The 15,962-nt window shown below is 64.1% G+C and carries 14 protein-coding genes; 12 read left to right on the forward strand and 2 right to left on the reverse strand.

All coding sequences use genetic code 11. From position 1 onward, the window contains the following. Positions 1-63 precede the first annotated feature (63 nt). Positions 64-510 carry a TerB family tellurite resistance protein gene (locus tag A7A08_RS04250; protein WP_069094218.1) on the forward strand — a complete coding sequence of 149 codons (447 nt, stop codon included), beginning with the start codon at positions 64-66 and terminating at the stop codon, positions 508-510. Positions 511-568: 58 nt separating this feature from the next. Here A7A08_RS04250 and A7A08_RS04255 read toward each other — a convergent pair whose 3' ends face one another. Continuing rightward, complete coding sequence (locus tag A7A08_RS04255) at positions 569-2,095, reverse strand: aminotransferase-like domain-containing protein (RefSeq protein ID WP_083226418.1); 1,527 nt, start codon at positions 2,093-2,095, stop codon at positions 569-571. 189 nt (positions 2,096-2,284) lie between these two features. On the opposite strand from A7A08_RS04255, the gene ald reads away from it, so the two are divergent. The 3 genes from ald to A7A08_RS04270 all read left to right on the forward strand — a co-directional run bounded on the left by ald (position 2,285) and on the right by A7A08_RS04270 (position 6,405). Further along, complete coding sequence (gene ald / locus A7A08_RS04260) at positions 2,285-3,409, forward strand: alanine dehydrogenase (protein ID WP_069094219.1); 1,125 nt, start codon at positions 2,285-2,287, stop codon at positions 3,407-3,409. A gap of 14 nt (positions 3,410-3,423) precedes the next feature. After that, positions 3,424-4,773 carry an omega-aminotransferase AptA gene (aptA, locus tag A7A08_RS04265; protein WP_069094220.1) on the forward strand — a complete coding sequence of 450 codons (1,350 nt, stop codon included), beginning with the start codon at positions 3,424-3,426 and terminating at the stop codon, positions 4,771-4,773. 87 nt (positions 4,774-4,860) lie between these two features. Then, positions 4,861-6,405, forward strand: a complete 1,545-nt coding sequence (locus A7A08_RS04270; protein ID WP_069094221.1) for a CoA-acylating methylmalonate-semialdehyde dehydrogenase — start codon at positions 4,861-4,863, stop codon at positions 6,403-6,405. A 37-nt stretch (positions 6,406-6,442) separates the two neighbouring features. Here the strand turns inward: A7A08_RS04270 and A7A08_RS04275 are convergent, their stop codons facing one another. Next, complete coding sequence (locus A7A08_RS04275) at positions 6,443-7,360, reverse strand: LysR family transcriptional regulator (RefSeq protein ID WP_069094222.1); 918 nt, start codon at positions 7,358-7,360, stop codon at positions 6,443-6,445. A gap of 438 nt (positions 7,361-7,798) precedes the next feature. On the opposite strand from A7A08_RS04275, the gene A7A08_RS04280 reads away from it, so the two are divergent. The 8 genes from A7A08_RS04280 (at position 7,799) to A7A08_RS16710 (ending at position 15,684) form a co-directional block, all read left to right on the forward strand. Then, positions 7,799-9,301: a sodium:solute symporter family transporter gene (locus A7A08_RS04280; protein ID WP_141693832.1), complete on the forward strand. Its 1,503-nt coding sequence runs from the start codon at positions 7,799-7,801 to the stop codon at positions 9,299-9,301. Between the two features lie 73 nt (positions 9,302-9,374). Then, positions 9,375-9,686, forward strand: coding sequence for a hypothetical protein (locus A7A08_RS04285; protein WP_069094224.1), 312 nt, complete (start codon positions 9,375-9,377; stop codon positions 9,684-9,686). A 10-nt stretch (positions 9,687-9,696) separates the two neighbouring features. Continuing rightward, complete coding sequence (locus A7A08_RS04290; protein WP_069094225.1) at positions 9,697-10,845, forward strand: LLM class flavin-dependent oxidoreductase; 1,149 nt, start codon at positions 9,697-9,699, stop codon at positions 10,843-10,845. Between the two features lie 476 nt (positions 10,846-11,321). Continuing rightward, a complete protein-coding gene (locus A7A08_RS04295) occupies positions 11,322-12,452 on the forward strand; it encodes an LLM class flavin-dependent oxidoreductase (RefSeq protein WP_069094226.1) in 1,131 nt (376 codons plus the stop codon). Position 12,453: 1 nt separating this feature from the next. After that, positions 12,454-13,794 carry an LLM class flavin-dependent oxidoreductase gene (locus A7A08_RS04300; protein ID WP_069094227.1) on the forward strand — a complete coding sequence of 447 codons (1,341 nt, stop codon included), beginning with the start codon at positions 12,454-12,456 and terminating at the stop codon, positions 13,792-13,794. 89 nt (positions 13,795-13,883) lie between these two features. Then, on the forward strand, positions 13,884-14,450 hold the full coding sequence (locus tag A7A08_RS04305) for an NAD(P)H-dependent oxidoreductase (protein WP_069094228.1): 567 nt from the start codon (positions 13,884-13,886) through the stop codon (positions 14,448-14,450). Beyond that, positions 14,447-15,370: a 3,4-dihydroxy-2-butanone-4-phosphate synthase gene (ribB, locus tag A7A08_RS04310; RefSeq protein ID WP_069094229.1), complete on the forward strand. Its 924-nt coding sequence runs from the start codon at positions 14,447-14,449 to the stop codon at positions 15,368-15,370. The genes A7A08_RS04305 and ribB overlap by 4 nt, the downstream gene beginning before the upstream one ends. Continuing rightward, the gene (locus A7A08_RS16710; protein WP_245290795.1) at positions 15,271-15,684 is read left to right on the forward strand and encodes a GTP cyclohydrolase II; all 414 of its coding nucleotides are present in this window, start codon (positions 15,271-15,273) and stop codon (positions 15,682-15,684) included. Before ribB ends, A7A08_RS16710 begins: the two co-directional genes overlap by 100 nt. Positions 15,685-15,962: the final 278 nt, after the last annotated feature.

Genomic DNA, 15,962 nt, shown 5'->3' on the forward strand with positions numbered 1-15,962 from the left:
GGTCGATCGACCCAGAAAGGGGCGTTGGGAACCGCACTCTGCCTCCCCAAGTGAGGCGAGTCGATGAGGAGCACGGAGATCGAGATGACGGATACGGCGTTCACGCTCGGCAGCGAGTGGATTTTGAAGACCATGGTTGCCATGGCGAAGGCGGATGGCGATTTGGACCGGGACGAGGTCGACCTCATCCAGCGGCTCTATAGAGACCATGCCAAAGAAGATGTCGAGACGGACGAGATCGAGCGTATCGCGGAAGACGACATCAGAAGCGATTTCTATGCTTCGCTCGCGCAGGCGGGAAAGCGCCTCGACGAACACAGCAAGGAAGAGATCGTGCGCTGCGCCTATCTGGTGCTCCTGGCCGATGGCGAGATCGCCGGTGCAGAGCGGAAGACCCTGCAGGAGATCGCCGCAGCGCTGAAGATCCCCGAAATCCATTTCGGCGCGATCCTCGAAGACCTCTCCATCTGGATGGCGGCTCAGCGGGCAGCCGGCAAGGCCGCGATCTAGGTCGCTGTGTAGCCTCCGGCCGGGTGTACGCCACCCGCGCCGTCCCGATCGCGGTTCCTCAGCCTGCGAAGCCGTAGCGTTTCGGAACGTCGCGCAGGAAGTTCTGCAACTGCTCGGTGTCCTGATGGGCCACGTTGAAGCGGAACCAGATCGTCTCAGGCGGCGAAACGCAGAAGAAATCTCCCGGCGCCAGAACCGTATCTTCCTTGAGGGCATCTTCCGCGATGCGCCGGGCATTGCAGGTCTCGGTCGGCGTCACCTGCCAGCCGGCTGTCAAAAACATTCCCCCATCAGGTTCAGTCAGCAGCGTCAGCCCGGCATCCTCCAGCACCGGCCTGTAAGCTTCCCGCGCCTGGGTGAGACGTGTGGAGATCTGATCCACCGACCGTCGATGGTTCGGATCCGAAAGGACTTCCAGCACGATACGTTCGGTGATCTCCGAAGTGGTGAGTCCGGTCAGCATCTTCGTCTGCAGGATTTCCTGCGCCAGAGCGTCGTTGCAGGCCAGGTATCCGGACCGCAGCGAAGGGGCGATCGTCTTGGAATAGCCGTTGACCGAGATCACCCGGGACAATCCGTCCATGGCTGCCAGCCAGGGATCGTAATCGGTGCCGAATCGACGTGCGATATCGTCTTCGATGACCAGAAAATCGAACTGCTCCGCGAGCGAGAGCAGCCGGAATGCATCCGTCGGGCGCAGGGTCGTGCCGAGGGGATTCTGCAGGACGGTGGTCACGAACATCGCCTTCGGCCGATAGGTTTCGGCCAGCTCCGCCGCGGCATCGAGATCGAGACCGCCGGCGCCGCGGTTTACAGGCAGGAGCTTGCAGCCATGGCGTGAGGCCAAGCTGTTGAAGTTCGCGTAGCCCGGATTCTCCACCAGCACGGCATCGCCGGGTCGCAGACAGGTCCGCACCACCAGATCGATCGCATGGGTTACGCCGTGGGTCAGCACGATCTGATTCGGCGAAACGGTCAGGGAGCGCTCGCTCAGTTCGCGGGCAATATGCTGCCGGAGCCGGTCGAACCCCGCCGGCTGACCGTAATTCACCAGATGGTCGGTCTTTGACCGGGCCACGCGCCGCAGGGCATCGCCGACCACCGTCTTCTGTGAATACCAGGAGGCCGGCAGCCAGCCGCAGCCAGGCGATGCAAACCGGCGTCCATGGGTGAACACGTCGGAGGACAGCCAGGAATCACTGACCGTCGTCGCCTTTGGGGTGCGCGCGGGCGGTGGAACGACGCTGCCGCGCTGAAGGACGAAATAGCCCGCGCCGCGCCGCGCCGCGACGACGTGCCGGGTGGTGAGCAGTTCGTAGGCGGAGGCGGCGGTGAAGGCGCTCACGCCCAGCTGCTTGGCCAATTTGCGGACCGAGGGAAGCTTGGTTCCCGCAGCCAGGGCGCCGCGGTCGGCCGCCTCTTCAATCTGGGAGCAAATCTGGTCCACGAGCGGATGATCGCTGCTCCGATCGATCTCGACGAACACGGGCGGCAGGCCCTGGCCAAGGCGCGCACGCCCGACATTTTCGTCGGAGCGCCCCGTTCGGCTCTGCTTTTCCGTCTTCAGGCCCGCGACGTTGCTCATAGAGAAAGCCTTCCTCTGCCGCCGATACGTCGCATGATATAGACCAATACAGTTTGCTGTAAATCGACGATCTGTATTGGTTCACTGTATTGGTTATGTCCGCCCCGAAGATTACTGTCTCTGCATGCTGCAATTCATCCCCGCGGCAACGACAAACTCGCGAGAGAGCGAAGCAAGAGGCGGCCGACCATGATCGTTGGTGTTCCGAAAGAGATTAAAGTCCAGGAGTACCGGGTGGGCCTGGTGCCCGCCAATGTCCGGGAGCTGACCGACCGCGGTCATAAGGTGCTCATCGAGACCGGCGCCGGCGCCGGCATCGGTGCGGCCGACGAGCATTACGAGGCGGCCGGGGCGAGGATCGTCTCCACCGCGGAAGAGGTCTTCGGCTTGGCGGACATGGTGGTGAAGGTGAAGGAGCCTCAGGCCGTGGAGCGCAAGATGCTGCGTCCCGGACAAATCCTCTTCACCTATCTTCATCTGGCGCCCGATCCGGACCAGACGAACGATCTGATCGCCAGCGGGGCAACCTGCATCGCCTATGAGACGGTGACGTCGGCGAAGGGCACCCTGCCCCTGCTTGCGCCCATGTCGGAAGTGGCGGGGCGGCTCTCCATCCAGGCGGGCGCGCATTTCCTCGAGAAGGCCCATGGCGGAAGCGGCACGCTGCTGGGCGGCGTGCCCGGCGTGGAGCGGGCGAAGGTTCTGGTGGTCGGCGGCGGCGTGGCTGGCACCCATGCGATCCAGATGGCGCTCGGCCTCGGCGCGGAGGTGTGGTGCCTGGACAGGGACGTTGACGTTCTGCGGACTCTCTGGCGCCAGTTCGGAAGCCAGCTCAACACGCTGTTCTCGACGCGCGAAGCGCTCGAGGAGCATTGCACTACGGCCGATCTGGTGATCGGCGGCGTGCTGCTGCCGGGCGCCGCGGCGCCCAAGCTGATCACCCGGGACATCATCGACAATATGAAGCCCGGCTCGGTCATCGTGGACATCTCCATCGATCAGGGCGGCTGTTGCGATACCTCGCGGCCGACCACCCATGACGAGCCCAGCTATCGCGTCGGCGAAGTCGTCCATTACTGCGTCGCCAACATGCCGGGCGCGGTGCCGCGCACCTCGACCTATGCGCTGAACAACGTGACGCTTCCCTTCGTGCTTGCGCTGGCGGACGGGGGGCTGGAAGCCCTGAAGGCCGACCCGCATCTTCTCAACGGGCTGAACGTGCATGACGGGATGGTGACCAACGAGCCCGTCTCCCAGGCTCTCAATCATCCTTACGTCGCGCCCATGACAGCGCTGAAACCGCTCGCCGCCTGACCTGGAGCAATCCCTTGAACGAACATCTCGTAACTTCCGGCAACAGGGACGGCCTTGAGAATTACTGGCTTCCCTTTACGCCGAACCGGTATTTCAAGCGCAACCCGCGCATCATCGCCTCCGCCGAGGGCGCCTATTACACCTTGGCGGACGGGCGGCGCGTGTTCGACTGCCTGTCCGGGCTGTGGTGCTGCCCGCTCGGCCACGGCAACGCTCATATTGCCGAGGCCATCAAGCGCCAGGCCGAGACTTTGGACTACGCGACCGCGTTCCAGATGAGCAATCCGACGACCCTGAGCTTTGCGGCACGGGTCGCGGACATGGCGCCGGCCGGCCTCGACCACGTCTTCTTCGCGAACTCAGGGTCGGAGTCCGTCGATACCGCGCTCAAGATCGCAATCGGCTATCACCGCATGAAAGGCGAGGCCCACCGGACCCGCATCATCGGCCGCGAGCGCGGCTATCACGGCGTCGGGATGGGTGGCATCTCCGCCGGCGGCATGACGGCGAACCGCAAGATGTTCGCGCCGCTGATGCTGAACGGCGTCGACCACCTCCCCCACACCTACGACCGCGCGCAGACGGCCTTTACCCACGGGCAGCCAGAATGGGGCGCCCATCTGGCGGACGATCTGGAGCGGCTGGTCGCGCTACACGACGCCTCCACCATCGCTGCGGTGATCGTGGAGCCCATGCAGGGCTCGGCGGGCGTGGTCGTGCCCCCGGTCGGCTATCTGGAGCGGTTGCGGGAGATCTGCACCAAGCACGGGATCCTACTGATCTTCGACGAGGTGATCACCGGGTTCGGCCGGCTTGGCGCCAACTTCGCGTCCCAGCGCCTGAACGTGCGCCCGGACATGATGACCTTCGCCAAGGCGGTCACCAACGGCGTCATTCCCATGGGCGGCGTGATCGTCGCCGACGAGATCTACGACGCCTACATGTCCGGCCCGGAAGAAGCGGTGGAGCTCTATCACGGCTACACCTACTCGGGTCATCCCATGGCGGCGGCCGCGGGCCACGCGACCCTCGACGTCATGGAGCGCGACGGGCTGATTCCGCGGGCCGCCGAATTGGAGCCGGTGCTCGAGACCGCCATCCACGCCCTCAAGGGCACGCCCGGCATCGTCGACATCCGCAATTTCGGGCTGGCGGCGGCCGTCGACTTGGAGCCTTTCGAAGGGCAGCCGGGCCTGCGGGCCATGCGGGTCTTCGAGCGCGCGCTTCAGACCGGGCTGCTGGTGCGCTTCACGGGCGAAACAATCGCCATGGCGCCGCCTTTCATCTCGACCGATGACGAGCTGCAGACCATGTGCGCGACGCTGGGCGACGCCATCGCCAGCGTCACAAGCCCGGCCGCCTGAGCGAAAGGGCCGCTTTCGGCAGAGATTTCATCCGACCGGCTGCGTCCTTCGCGGATGCGCCCAGTGCGGGAACAAGGAGAAGCGAAGATGTCAGTGCAAGACGAGGTCCGCCCGGCGGACGAGGCTGCCGACGCGGCCGGCTACCGGGTCCCCCATTACATCAACGGCGTGCGGATCCCGTCGTCGTCGGGCCGGACGGCCGACGTGTTCAACCCGGCGCTCGGCAAGGCTGTGGGCCAGGTCGACATGGCGGGCGAAGAGGAGATCGACGCGGCCGTGGCGGCCGCCAGGGCCGCCTTCCCCGCCTGGTCTCGGGTGCCTCCGGTCTCGCGCGCACGGGTCATGTTCCGCTTCCTCAATCTGCTGCAGGAGCACCGCACCCTGCTGGCCGAGCATATCGTCCGAGAGCACGGAAAGGTGCTGGCGGATGCGCTGGGCGAAGTGGCGCGTGGCATCGACGTGGTCGAGTTCTCGACCGGAATCCCGCAGCTCTTGAAGGGCGAATACACCGAGCAGGTGTCGCGCGGCATCGACGCCTGGTCGATCCGCCAGCCACTGGGCGTGTGCGCGGGCATCACCCCGTTCAACTTCCCGGCCATGGTGCCGCTTTGGATGATCCCGATCGCGCTCGCAGCCGGCAATACTTTCGTTCTTAAGCCCTCCGAGCGCGACCCCTCGCCCAGCCTGGTGCTGGCGGACCTGCTGGCCGAGGCCGGCTTACCCAAGGGCGCCTTCAACGTTCTCCAGGGCGACAAGGTCGCCGTGGACGGCCTGCTGAAGCACGACGACGTGGATGCGGTCAGCTTCGTGGGCTCGACCCCAGTCGCGGAATATATCTATGCGACAGGAACGGCCCACGGTAAGCGCGTGCAGGCCCTGGGCGGCGCGAAGAACCATATGGTCGTCATGCCCGACGCCGATCTCGACCAGTGCTGCGATGCCCTGATGGGCGCCGCCTACGGCTCGGCCGGCGAGCGCTGCATGGCGATCTCGGTCGCCGTCGCGGTGGGCGATACGGGCGACCGGCTGATCGAGAAGCTCGCCCCGCGCGTCCGCGACATCAAGATCGCGGAAGGCAATGTCGATGGCGCCGAGATGGGCCCGGTGGTGACCGGGGCCGCCAAGGCGCGCATCGAGAGCCTGATCGCGAAGGGCGTGGAGGAGAAGGCCGAGCTCGTGGTCGACGGCCGCGGGTACACAGTCGCCGGCTACGAGGATGGCTATTTCTGCGGCGGCACCCTGTTCGACCGGGTGACCCCGGAGATGACGATCTACAAGGAAGAGATCTTCGGCCCCGTGCTCTGCGTGGTGCGCGTGCCGGACCTTGCGACTGCCGTGGAGGTCATCGAGGCCAACGAATACGGCAACGGCGTCGCCATTTTTACCGCCGATGGCGGGGTGGCGCGGGAGTTCACCCACAATATCAGTGTCGGCATGGTGGGTATCAACGTGCCGCTGCCGGTGCCCATGGCGTTCAACTCCTTCGGCGGCTGGAAGCGGAGCCTGTTCGGCGATCAGCATATCTACGGTCCCGAAGGCGTGCGGTTCTACACGCGCCACAAGGCCGCCATGCAGCGCTGGCCCGACGGCACGTCGAAGGGCGCCGAGTTCGCCTTTCCGCAGATGAGCTAGCCGCGCCGGGGGGGGGCTGGCCCCGCGAACGGAGGGATCAGGCCGGCACCGCTACCCGCGCCGGTTTGGCCGGCGTGGTTGCGGCGTCGGAGATCAGGCTCGCCAGACCTTCGATATCCCGATGGCGAAGGGCGAAGGCCCAGTAAGGAACCGGGATTTCGATCCGGCCCAGGCGCGTCAGCTCGCCTGCCGCAAGATAAGGCCGGGCGACGCTCTCGGTGACGAAGCCTGCGAGGGTGGGCTCGCCGAGAAGCCGGCATGCCACCGCGGCGGTGCTGACAAGCCTCAGCCGTTCCTGCCCCAGGGCGCTGCGATCGATGTCTTGCTCATCGCAGGCCTGCAGGATGACCGGTTCCAGGTCGGTGCCCCTTTCCCAGATCACCGGCGCGCAATGGGGAAGGTCAGCCCAGTCGAAGGCCGCGTTCGTGGCTTGGGGATGGTCCGGCGATGCGCAGAGGATGAGGCTGTCGCGGAAGACGTCGAAGTAATGGAACGTCGTATGCCCGGGCACGACCTCGCTTAGGCCGACATCCGCAGTGCCCCGCATGACCCAGGCGGTGACATCGGTGGCGCTGCCCCGGAGCAGGTCGATATCCGGCAGCTCGGCCTGCCGGCCCATCCTCGACAGGATCACCGGGATCCATTGATCGTAAGCGTTATGTGAGCAGGCGATCACCGTACGCGGACGCGCATCCTCCTTGTAGCTCTGAACGCGCAGCGCCGTGAGGCCGATGTCTTTCAGGATCCGTTCGCCCTCCCCGAGCAGCACCTGGCCGGCCTCCGAAACGACCACGCGCCGGCCGACGCGATCGAAAAGGCTCACGCCATGCTCTTCCTCGAGCTTGCGAATGGAGATGCTGACCGCGGACTGGGTAAGGCCGAGCTGCTGAGCCGCGACGGTGAAGCTGCCGAAGCGCGCCGCCTCCACGAAAATCCTGAGCTGCTCAAGGGTCATCGGTCTCTCAATCTGTCCCTGCGAATTGGCCGGCGTTTGTGCTGAAGCGCCGAGCATACCCGGCATGGTCCAATCCTACACCATTTGGGACGGCTAAGCCCAAGCCTTAGGCAGGTCACTCCCATGCGTAAAATTGAGGCAGCCCCGGTTCAACCCAGTAGCTCAGGTCATGAGCGGAGCCCCCTTCCCGGCGAACACCGAGGACCCATTAGCCAGATTTCCTCTTGATGAATTCTGCTAATGAGAGGCCTTCACCACTGGTTGAAATTTGAAAGGGAAGACCGGCTTTCACGCCCGGCAAGCCCGTCTTCGCGCATTCCGCCGAGTCCTCCCCGGCTTTGGCACACCCTTTGCTAACCATAGTCCAAAGGCTGCTTAGCGCTTGATTTTCAAAGTGTTTGCAGCGCTTCGCTCTGGATTAAGGAAAGGAATCAAGCCGTGGATAAAGCTGCGCTGGCTCTCTCTCCCGGGCTAACCACGGGGCTGGGTCTCTGCCTCATGATTGTACCGGGGGTGATCTTTCTGGGGATCGCATATCTGATCCGCAGGAACCTCGTTCACAACACCCATGACTTCATCATCTCCAACCGACGGGTCGGGCTGGGCTTTGGCGTCGGATCGATCATCTCGGTCTGGACATGGGCCATGGCCGTGATGATGAGCAGTGCCATGACGTTCCAGTGGGGTCTGTCGGGGCTGTTCTGGTTCGTCGTGCCGAACGGCCTGGCCGTCATGGCGGTGATTCCGCTTGCGCGCATTCTCAGGCGCCGCATGCCCGAAGGCTACACGATCAGCGAATTCGTCTTTCACCGCTTCGGCCAGTCGCAAATCGCCACGACGGTGGTCACCGCGACCATGATCTTCGGCATCCTGCTTGAGATCCTGATCAACCTGAAAGGCACGTCCGTCGTCATGTCGACGGTGTTCCCGATCGATTGGCGGTGGGCGACGCTGCTGACTGTCGCCGTGGTGCTCACCTATTCCTATTTCGGCGGTCTCTGGACGGCCGTGATGACCGGGACGATCAACACCTGGATGATCACGGTGCCGGCCGCGATCGTCGTGGTCGCGGTGTTCAGCCAGATCGATGGCGGCGCGACCGCCGTTTTCAGCGCGGTGGAGGCCTCCGATCCCACCGACCTCTCAATCTTTCAGGGCGCCGCGGCGTCCGGATTCGGAATCACGCTCGCCTTCGGCTTGCTGGCGGCGACCGTGGCAGACCAGACCTTCTGGCAGAAGGTTTGGGCCCTCCGTCCGAATCAAGTCGGGCGCACCTTCATGCTTTCGGGAATGCTCTTCTACCCTATCCCGATCTGCTTGGGTGCGCTCGGCTTGGTGGGCCTGGCCTACGGGCTGACCCCTGAGGATATCGGTGGCGATATCGTCGCGATCGGCCCGTATGTGGTCTCCCATCTCGGACTGCCGATGGCGATCATCATCGCCTACGTGTTCGTGATCCTGGCGGCCTGCTACTCCACCATCGACGGTGCGAGCTCGGCGCTTTCGTCCATCGTCGCCGTCGACATCGTGAAGCGCTTCTTCCCGGGCACGACGGAATCCACCCTGTTCTACGTCACCAAGCTGTCGATGCTGCTCGGAGGCATCATCGCCGCGGCCATCGTGCTCTCGGGGGTCGACTTCACATCGCTGGTGCTGACCACCTACGCGCTCAAGACGTCGATCCTGTTGCCGCTCGTCCTGGCGATCGCCTGGCCGCGGACCAACACCATCGGCTTCGTGGCCGGCATCGCGCTGGCGATCGCGATCGGCATGCCGCTTCGCTCGGTCTATGGCGACCTGATCGGGACCCTGACAATCCTGGGCATCAGCGGCGGCGTCGTGGTCACGGCAGGGCTGCTCCTGAACAAGACGTTCGACATGGCCAAGCTCACCGAGGACGAGCCGCTGTCGGACGACCAGCTCTCCCAGGCCAAGGGCTGAGAGGCAATCGTGCCGGCGCGTTCGCGCGCCGGCACATCACCCTGTTCAATTCGATCGATAGGAAACTGAAGCTATGACCACTCTCTTGATCGTGTTCCTAGTGCTCGGAGCCATTGCGACGGCTCTGTTCTTCGCGGGCTACACCCACGGTACGATTGCTGCGATGCGAAGTCACAATGACCAAACCGTCGAGGTCGACGATAGTAAGGATATCCAGCGGTACGGATGGCCGGTCGCCCTCGCGGTGCTTGCCGCCGCAACGATTATCGGCCTGATGGGCGTAGCGCCTGCTTTCATCTACGTCGCGCCGGTCCTGACGATCGTTACCGCGGCGGTCAACGGCATCGCATTCTTTGCGGAAGACCGGTTCGACCGCGGCAGCTAAAGGGAACGCGATGCAGTCCACGAGAAAGCCGACGATGGAGCTGGGGATCTGGCTGCCCATGTATGGCGGCTGGTTGAGGAGCCTCGATCAGCCGACCGGGCCGGACATCGCGTCGTGCCTGGCGATCGCCCAGCAATCGGAAGCCCTCGGGTTCGACTTTCTCTACGCCTCGGAAAATCTGTTGAACTGCATCCACGGGCCCGGCGAGGCCGTGGCGGAGGCCTGGAGCCTGCTGACGGCGATCGCGGCGACCACCTCCAAAGTGGGGCTCGTCGGCGCGATCAAGCCGGGGTTCCGGTCTCCGTTTCTGGTTGCCCGGATGGTCGACACGCTGAGGCAGATTGCCGGCCGGCCCGTGGCTATCAACATCGTCTGTGGCTGGTGGCGAGAAGAGTTCGATCTTTCCGGCGTGCCATGGCTCGATCACACAGGCCGCTACGAACGGGCCGAATCCTTCCTGCGAAGCCTGCATCGCGTATATCAGCCGCCCCGCCCGGCGGCGAACCAGGTGTCCGACGGCACGGCGACCAGCGCCCGTCTCCACGCGCCGGTCAATTATGGGCTCGATGCCGACGCCCTTCCCCAGATCTGGATCAGTGGACATTCGGAGGACGCCTTGCGCATGTCCGGCGAATGGGCGAACTGCCTCTTCCTGAACGGAATGACGGATGCCGCGCTGAAGCGGCACGTCGCGGCGGCGCGCCAATCGGCCATGCGGTGGGGCCGCGAGGTGAGCGTGGGAATCAATGCGTACGTCATCGCCACCGAGACCCGGGCTCAGGCAGAGGCCCGCTACCGCGAAGTCATTACCCAGCGCAACACCGAGTCCATCGAGTATTTTCGGGACGTCATGCTGAACTCCGGATCGGTTGCCTGGGAAGGCCTCAGCGACGAGCAGCTCGTCGATTCAAATGCGGGGTTCGAAGCGCGGCTGATCGGCAGCTTCGAGGATGTCCGCAATCGTCTGCGGGAGTTGCGCGGTATCGGTGTGGAGAAGGTCGTCTTCCAATTCGACGATCCGATGCGCGATGCCGGCCCCTTCATGAAGAACGTCATCCGGCCGCTCCGCGAAGAATTCGCCGCGGAAGCTGCGGATGAACTGGAGCATGACGCGGCGCCGGTTGGCGCCGGTCGATCCCAGCCGGCGCGAGCCTATTAGGGCGGCGCGCAATTCACGGTCGGGACGACATCGCCCGACACCATTTTCGCTCTCTTCGGAACCGACTCCGCCGGCCCTCGCCGACGGGGTTTTCGTGCGTCCAGATCCCGCGCTCAAACCGCCGCGGAGCGCCGCGCCACAGACGCCACATAACCGTTTTTTATGGGCCATAAGCGCCGCTCACAATCAACCTGCGAATGCATAAGAGGAAGTGCGATGCATTATGTAACCCAATGATTTTATTGTGTTTTTTCGTTGACACCCCGACCTCGTGCAATAGGCTTAGAGGCAGTTACACAGACGCGAAAGAGCACAAATCGATCTCGTGAAGCAGACCGAAAATACCGATCGCGGGCCTCTGGCCGGCAGGTCTTCTTCAGGGGTGTCGCCGGCTCAGATCTGTGCGTGAACACAAGCATAAAAAGGCTTCATCTCAGATCATGTCGTCCCGCGAAAATTTGGGCCCTTCTCGCGAAATGCAGTTCGGTGTGTGGCTTCCGGTCTATGGCGGATGGCTACGGGTAACGGATCAGTCAGCGGAGCCTGACGTGGCCAATTGTCTGGACATCGCGAAGCATGCGGAGGGGCTCGGGTTCGACTTCCTCTACGCCTCGGAGAATCTTCTGAACTGCATCCACGGTCCCGAGCAGGCGGTTGCCGACGCCTGGAGCATGCTCTCCGCTGTCGCGGCGACGACGGAGAGCATCGGGTTATGCGGAGCGATCAAGCCCGGTTTTCGGTCGCCGATCTTGGTCGCCCGCATGCTCGATACGCTCACCAAGATCGCGCGCCGGCCTGTTGCGATGAACATCGTCTGCGGCTGGTGGAAGACGGAGTTCGACGTGTCCGGCGTCGACTGGCTCGACCATCGCCGGCGCTACGACCGCGCGGAAGCCTTCCTGCGCTCGATCGACAGTCTCTTCCACCCGCCCGTCGGGATGAGCACCGGGGAGCTCGCCGCCAGGATCGCGACCGCCTCCTCCGGAGAACAATCCGGAAGCGAAGATACGGAGATCATCCCGACCTTCGGTTTCCGTGAAGGGGCCATGCCCGAGGTGTGGGTCGCAGGACATTCGGATCGCGCGGTCAATCTGGTCGCCGAACGGGGAGACTGCCTCTTCGTGAACGGCATGAACGACGACGACCTTGTGCAACAGATCCAGGCCGTGCGTCGGGAAGCCTCCAAGCGCGGCCGTGAAGTCTCCATCGCCGCAAATGCCTACGTGCTCGGGGCGGAGAGCTCCGACGAGGCGAAGCGACGGGCCGCCGACGTAGTCTCAAAGCGGAATATCGACACGATCGCGTTCTTCCGCGGCGTGATGGATCAGTCGGGCGGCGCCGCCTGGGCCGATCTCGAGGAAGAACAGATGGTCGACTCGAACGCCGGCTTCGAACTCGGCCTCGTCGGCAGTTTCGAGGAGATCCAGGCCCGGATCGGCGACCTCGCCGAGATGGGGATAAACCGCATCATCTGCCAGTTCGACGACCCGATGCGAGACGCCGAGCTCTTCATGAAAAGAGTCGTCCGGCCGTTGAGAAGCGGCTGGTGGAATCCGTCGCCGGCCACCGAGGCCGGCTCCAATTCAATCCGCAACCTTGGAATGTAATATGTCAAACGCCAGTAAGAAACAGGCCCATCTCTTGGGTTTCATCCAGCACGGCGTGAATAGCCACGCCACGGGCATGTGGAGGAATGTTCAGGACAAGGTCAATTACGACTTCTCTACCCCGTCCTATTGGCGGCACATGGCGCAGACCATGGAGCGCGGTTACTTCGACGCCATGTTCATCGCCGATGAGCTTGCGCCCTACTCCACCTACGAGAACAGCTCCGACGCGACCGTGAAGTACGCGGTCCAGTGCCCGACCCACGAGCCGTCCACCATCGCGACCATCGTGACCGGCGCCACCGAACATCTCGGCGTCGGCGTCACCCTGTCGACGATGTTCGTGCACCCCTACTCCATGAGCCGGCTGCTCTCCAGCCTCGACCATCTCACCGAGGGCCGCGTCGCCTGGAACGTGGTGAGCTCCTATTCGAAGAGCGAGTGGGAGGCTTACGGCCACGTCGAGATGACGCCGCGCGGCGAGCGCTACGAGAAGATGGAAGAGTATATGGACGTCTGCTACCAGCTCTGGGACTCCTGGGAGCCGGACGCCATCGTCGCCGACAAGGAGAGCGGGATCTACGCCGATCCCGAAAAGGTCCGGATCGTCGAGCACGACGGAAAATACTTCAAATGTCACGGTCGCCATTTCTGCTCGCCGTCGCCTCAGGGGCGCCCGGTGCTCTGGCAGGCCGGCTCGTCGGATCGCGGGCGCGACTTCGCCGCCAAGCACGCCGAAGCGATCTTCGCGGTGCATCCGAATGTCGAGCGCATGCGTCAGTATGCGAGCGATTTGGATGAGCGGCTGGAGACCAAGTTCAACCGAGCGCCCGGCAGCGTGAAGTATATCTACGGCCTGCAGACCGTTGTCGCGGAGACGCGGTCCGAGGCGGAAGAGAAGTACGAGCGCATCGTCTCCTGCATCCCGCTGGAAGGCGCGCTCGCCTGGATCTCGGGCCACTTCGGCCTCGACTTCTCCACGATGGATCTCGACGAGAACATCAAGAACATCGAGGTGCCCGGCATCCAGGGCCTTTTCGAATCCCTCATCTACGCCAAGGACCCGGAAGGCAAGATCCCGCTGACCGTGAAGGAAGCAGCGCTGATCTACGCGCAAGGCATGGGCATGCCGCGGCTCGTCGGGACGGCGAAGGATATCGCCGACCAGATGGAATACTTCATGGATGAGGGCGGCGCGGACGGCTTCATGCTGGCGGCCACCTACACGCCCGGCTGCTTCGAGGATTTCGCAAATCTCGTGACGCCCGAGCTTCAGAGGCGCGGACGTCTACGGACGGAATATTCGGGCAAGACCCTGCGGCAGAACCTTCTGCAGGGCTGAGCCCCAAGGCGGGCGGGCAAGGCCTTACACCGAGCAACGGAGGAGCCTGTGTCCGCCCACGACGCGACCGAGAACGAGAGGAGTGGCCCATGTGCCTGATCGTCACCGTCAACGGCAGTCCCAGTCCGCTTTCGCGCACGGGCGTGTTGCTGCGGGCGACCGCCCACTCCGTTTCCGAGAAGCTGCTGGGCAGCCGGGTCGAGGAGGTCTCTCTCGCGGCGGATTGGAAGGACATCTTCTGCGCGCTGGACCGCAGTCAGGTCACGCCCCGGGGCGAGGCCTCGCTGCGGACGGCTGAACAGGCCGACCTGCTGATCGTCGGATCGCCGATCTTCCGGGGCAGCTATACGGGCCTCCTGAAGCATTATTTCGATCTCGTGGACCGGGAGGCGATGGCCGGCAAGACCGCGGTGGTTGCCGCGACGGGCGGTTCGCCGTTGCATGGTCTGGCCATCGAGCATCAGCTCCGCCCGCTGCTGGGGTTCTTCAATATCCAGACGGTCGCGACCGGTCTCTACGGTGGTCCGGCGGATTTCGAGGACGGCAAGATTCAAGGTCAGGCCATGCTGGACCGCATCGAGCGGGCATCCAGCGAGGCGGCCTCTCTCCTGCTTGGCCGCCGGGCGGTGCAGAGCGCACTCGAGGCGGCGGAATGACCGCGGGGTCCTCACAGGCGAGACTGGAGGCGCCGGCACGTCCGGCCGATGAATGCTGCATCAGCAGCACCGAGGAGATCATCGAGGAAGCCCGGCGCGGCCGGATGTTCATCCTGGTCGACGACGAGGATCGCGAGAACGAAGGCGACCTCATCATCCCGGCTCAGTTCGCAACAGCCGAAGCCATCAATTTTATGGCGCGCTACGGGCGGGGGCTGATCTGTCTGGCGCTGACGCAGGAGCGTGTCGATGCGCTCGATCTGCCGCCCATGTCGGCGCGGAACGAGGCCCAGCACGAGACCGCGTTCACCGTCTCGATCGAAGCTTCCAGCGGGATCGTCTCCGGGGTCTCCGCGGCTGACCGGGCGCATACGATTGCTGTTGCGATCGACCCGGAGACGAGCGCTTCTCACATCACGACGCCGGGCCATGTCTTCCCGCTGGTCGCCCGCCACGGCGGCACGCTCAAGCGGCCCGGCCATACGGAGGCGGCGGTCGATGTGGCGCGCATCGCCGGACTCGATGCCTCCGGCGTGATCTGCGAGATCATGAGCGAAGACGGAGGGATGGCGCGATTACCGGATCTCGTTTCCTTCGCAAGGCAGCACGGTCTGAAAATCGGTACGATCGCCGATCTCATCGCATATCGGCGGCGAAACGAGACCCTGGTCCGCCAGGTCGCAAAGGAGACCGTCAGCCATCCGGCCTTCGGCACGTGGCGCGCCCTGGTCTATCGCGACGTAGTGGACGAAGGAGAGCATATCGCTCTCGTCAAAGGCGACGTCCACCCGGATCACCCGACGCGACCTTACTGCATAGGATGGATCTCATCGCCGATGTGCTGGGTGGCACGTCGGGCTCTGTGCTCCATGACGCCATGGCCCGGATCAACGGTCAGGGGCGCGGCGTCGCCGTGCTGATCGGCGATACGCGGCCCGAGGCTCTCTCGGCGAGCATCGCCGCCGGGAGCCCGAGCCACAGAGCCGATCTTCACCCGCAGGATTACGGCATCGGAGCACAGATCCTGAAGGATCTCGGCGCGGTGGAGATCGCACTCTTTCCCGATCACGTGGGGGCCGTCGCAGGCCTTCACGGGTATGGCCTGAGCGTCGTCGGCCCGGCGGTGCCGCGTCGTGGCACGACGCCGTTCAGGCCGCGAGGGAGATCACGCAGCCGCGAGGCTGGGACGCAGACCGAATCCGCCGCGCCGGTAAGCCTGGTGCGCAAGAGTTAGTTGGGGGAGGACGGCGTGAACACAACGGCCGAAATCGATCCGTCGCGAGGGAGACAGGTTCGCCACGCAACGAGCGGGCCGCGCGCGATGAGATCGAGGTCGATGCGCACGCCATGGTGCGGAGTCCAGAAATGGCCGGCCGCAGTTCGAACAGAGATCGCAGGGGGATAACCGATGACGATTCATCGATCACGAAGACGCTAGGCGTCTGACGTAACTCGATAATTTCACCCGTTCCGGAAGATTTCCGAGAGCGTATGACGGAACACGCATAGTGA

Origin of the sequence: Methyloligella halotolerans (assembly GCF_001708935.1) — a bacterium.
Classification (GTDB): Bacteria; Pseudomonadota; Alphaproteobacteria; order Rhizobiales; family Methyloligellaceae; genus Methyloligella; species Methyloligella halotolerans.

Coding starts and splice junctions, on each gene's coding strand:
- A7A08_RS04250 (WP_069094218.1), top strand. CDS start 64: ATGAGGAGCACGGAGATCGAGATGACGGATACGGCGTTCACGCTCGGC.
- A7A08_RS04255 (WP_083226418.1), bottom strand. CDS start 2,095: ATGAGCAACGTCGCGGGCCTGAAGACGGAAAAGCAGAGCCGAACGGGG.
- ald (WP_069094219.1), top strand. CDS start 2,285: ATGATCGTTGGTGTTCCGAAAGAGATTAAAGTCCAGGAGTACCGGGTG.
- A7A08_RS04270 (WP_069094221.1), top strand. CDS start 4,861: ATGTCAGTGCAAGACGAGGTCCGCCCGGCGGACGAGGCTGCCGACGCG.
- A7A08_RS04275 (WP_069094222.1), bottom strand. CDS start 7,360: ATGACCCTTGAGCAGCTCAGGATTTTCGTGGAGGCGGCGCGCTTCGGC.
- A7A08_RS04285 (WP_069094224.1), top strand. CDS start 9,375: ATGACCACTCTCTTGATCGTGTTCCTAGTGCTCGGAGCCATTGCGACG.
- A7A08_RS04290 (WP_069094225.1), top strand. CDS start 9,697: ATGCAGTCCACGAGAAAGCCGACGATGGAGCTGGGGATCTGGCTGCCC.
- A7A08_RS04295 (WP_069094226.1), top strand. CDS start 11,322: ATGCAGTTCGGTGTGTGGCTTCCGGTCTATGGCGGATGGCTACGGGTA.
- A7A08_RS04300 (WP_069094227.1), top strand. CDS start 12,454: ATGTCAAACGCCAGTAAGAAACAGGCCCATCTCTTGGGTTTCATCCAG.
- A7A08_RS04305 (WP_069094228.1), top strand. CDS start 13,884: ATGTGCCTGATCGTCACCGTCAACGGCAGTCCCAGTCCGCTTTCGCGC.
- ribB (WP_069094229.1), top strand. CDS start 14,447: ATGACCGCGGGGTCCTCACAGGCGAGACTGGAGGCGCCGGCACGTCCG.
- A7A08_RS16710 (WP_245290795.1), top strand. CDS start 15,271: ATGGATCTCATCGCCGATGTGCTGGGTGGCACGTCGGGCTCTGTGCTC.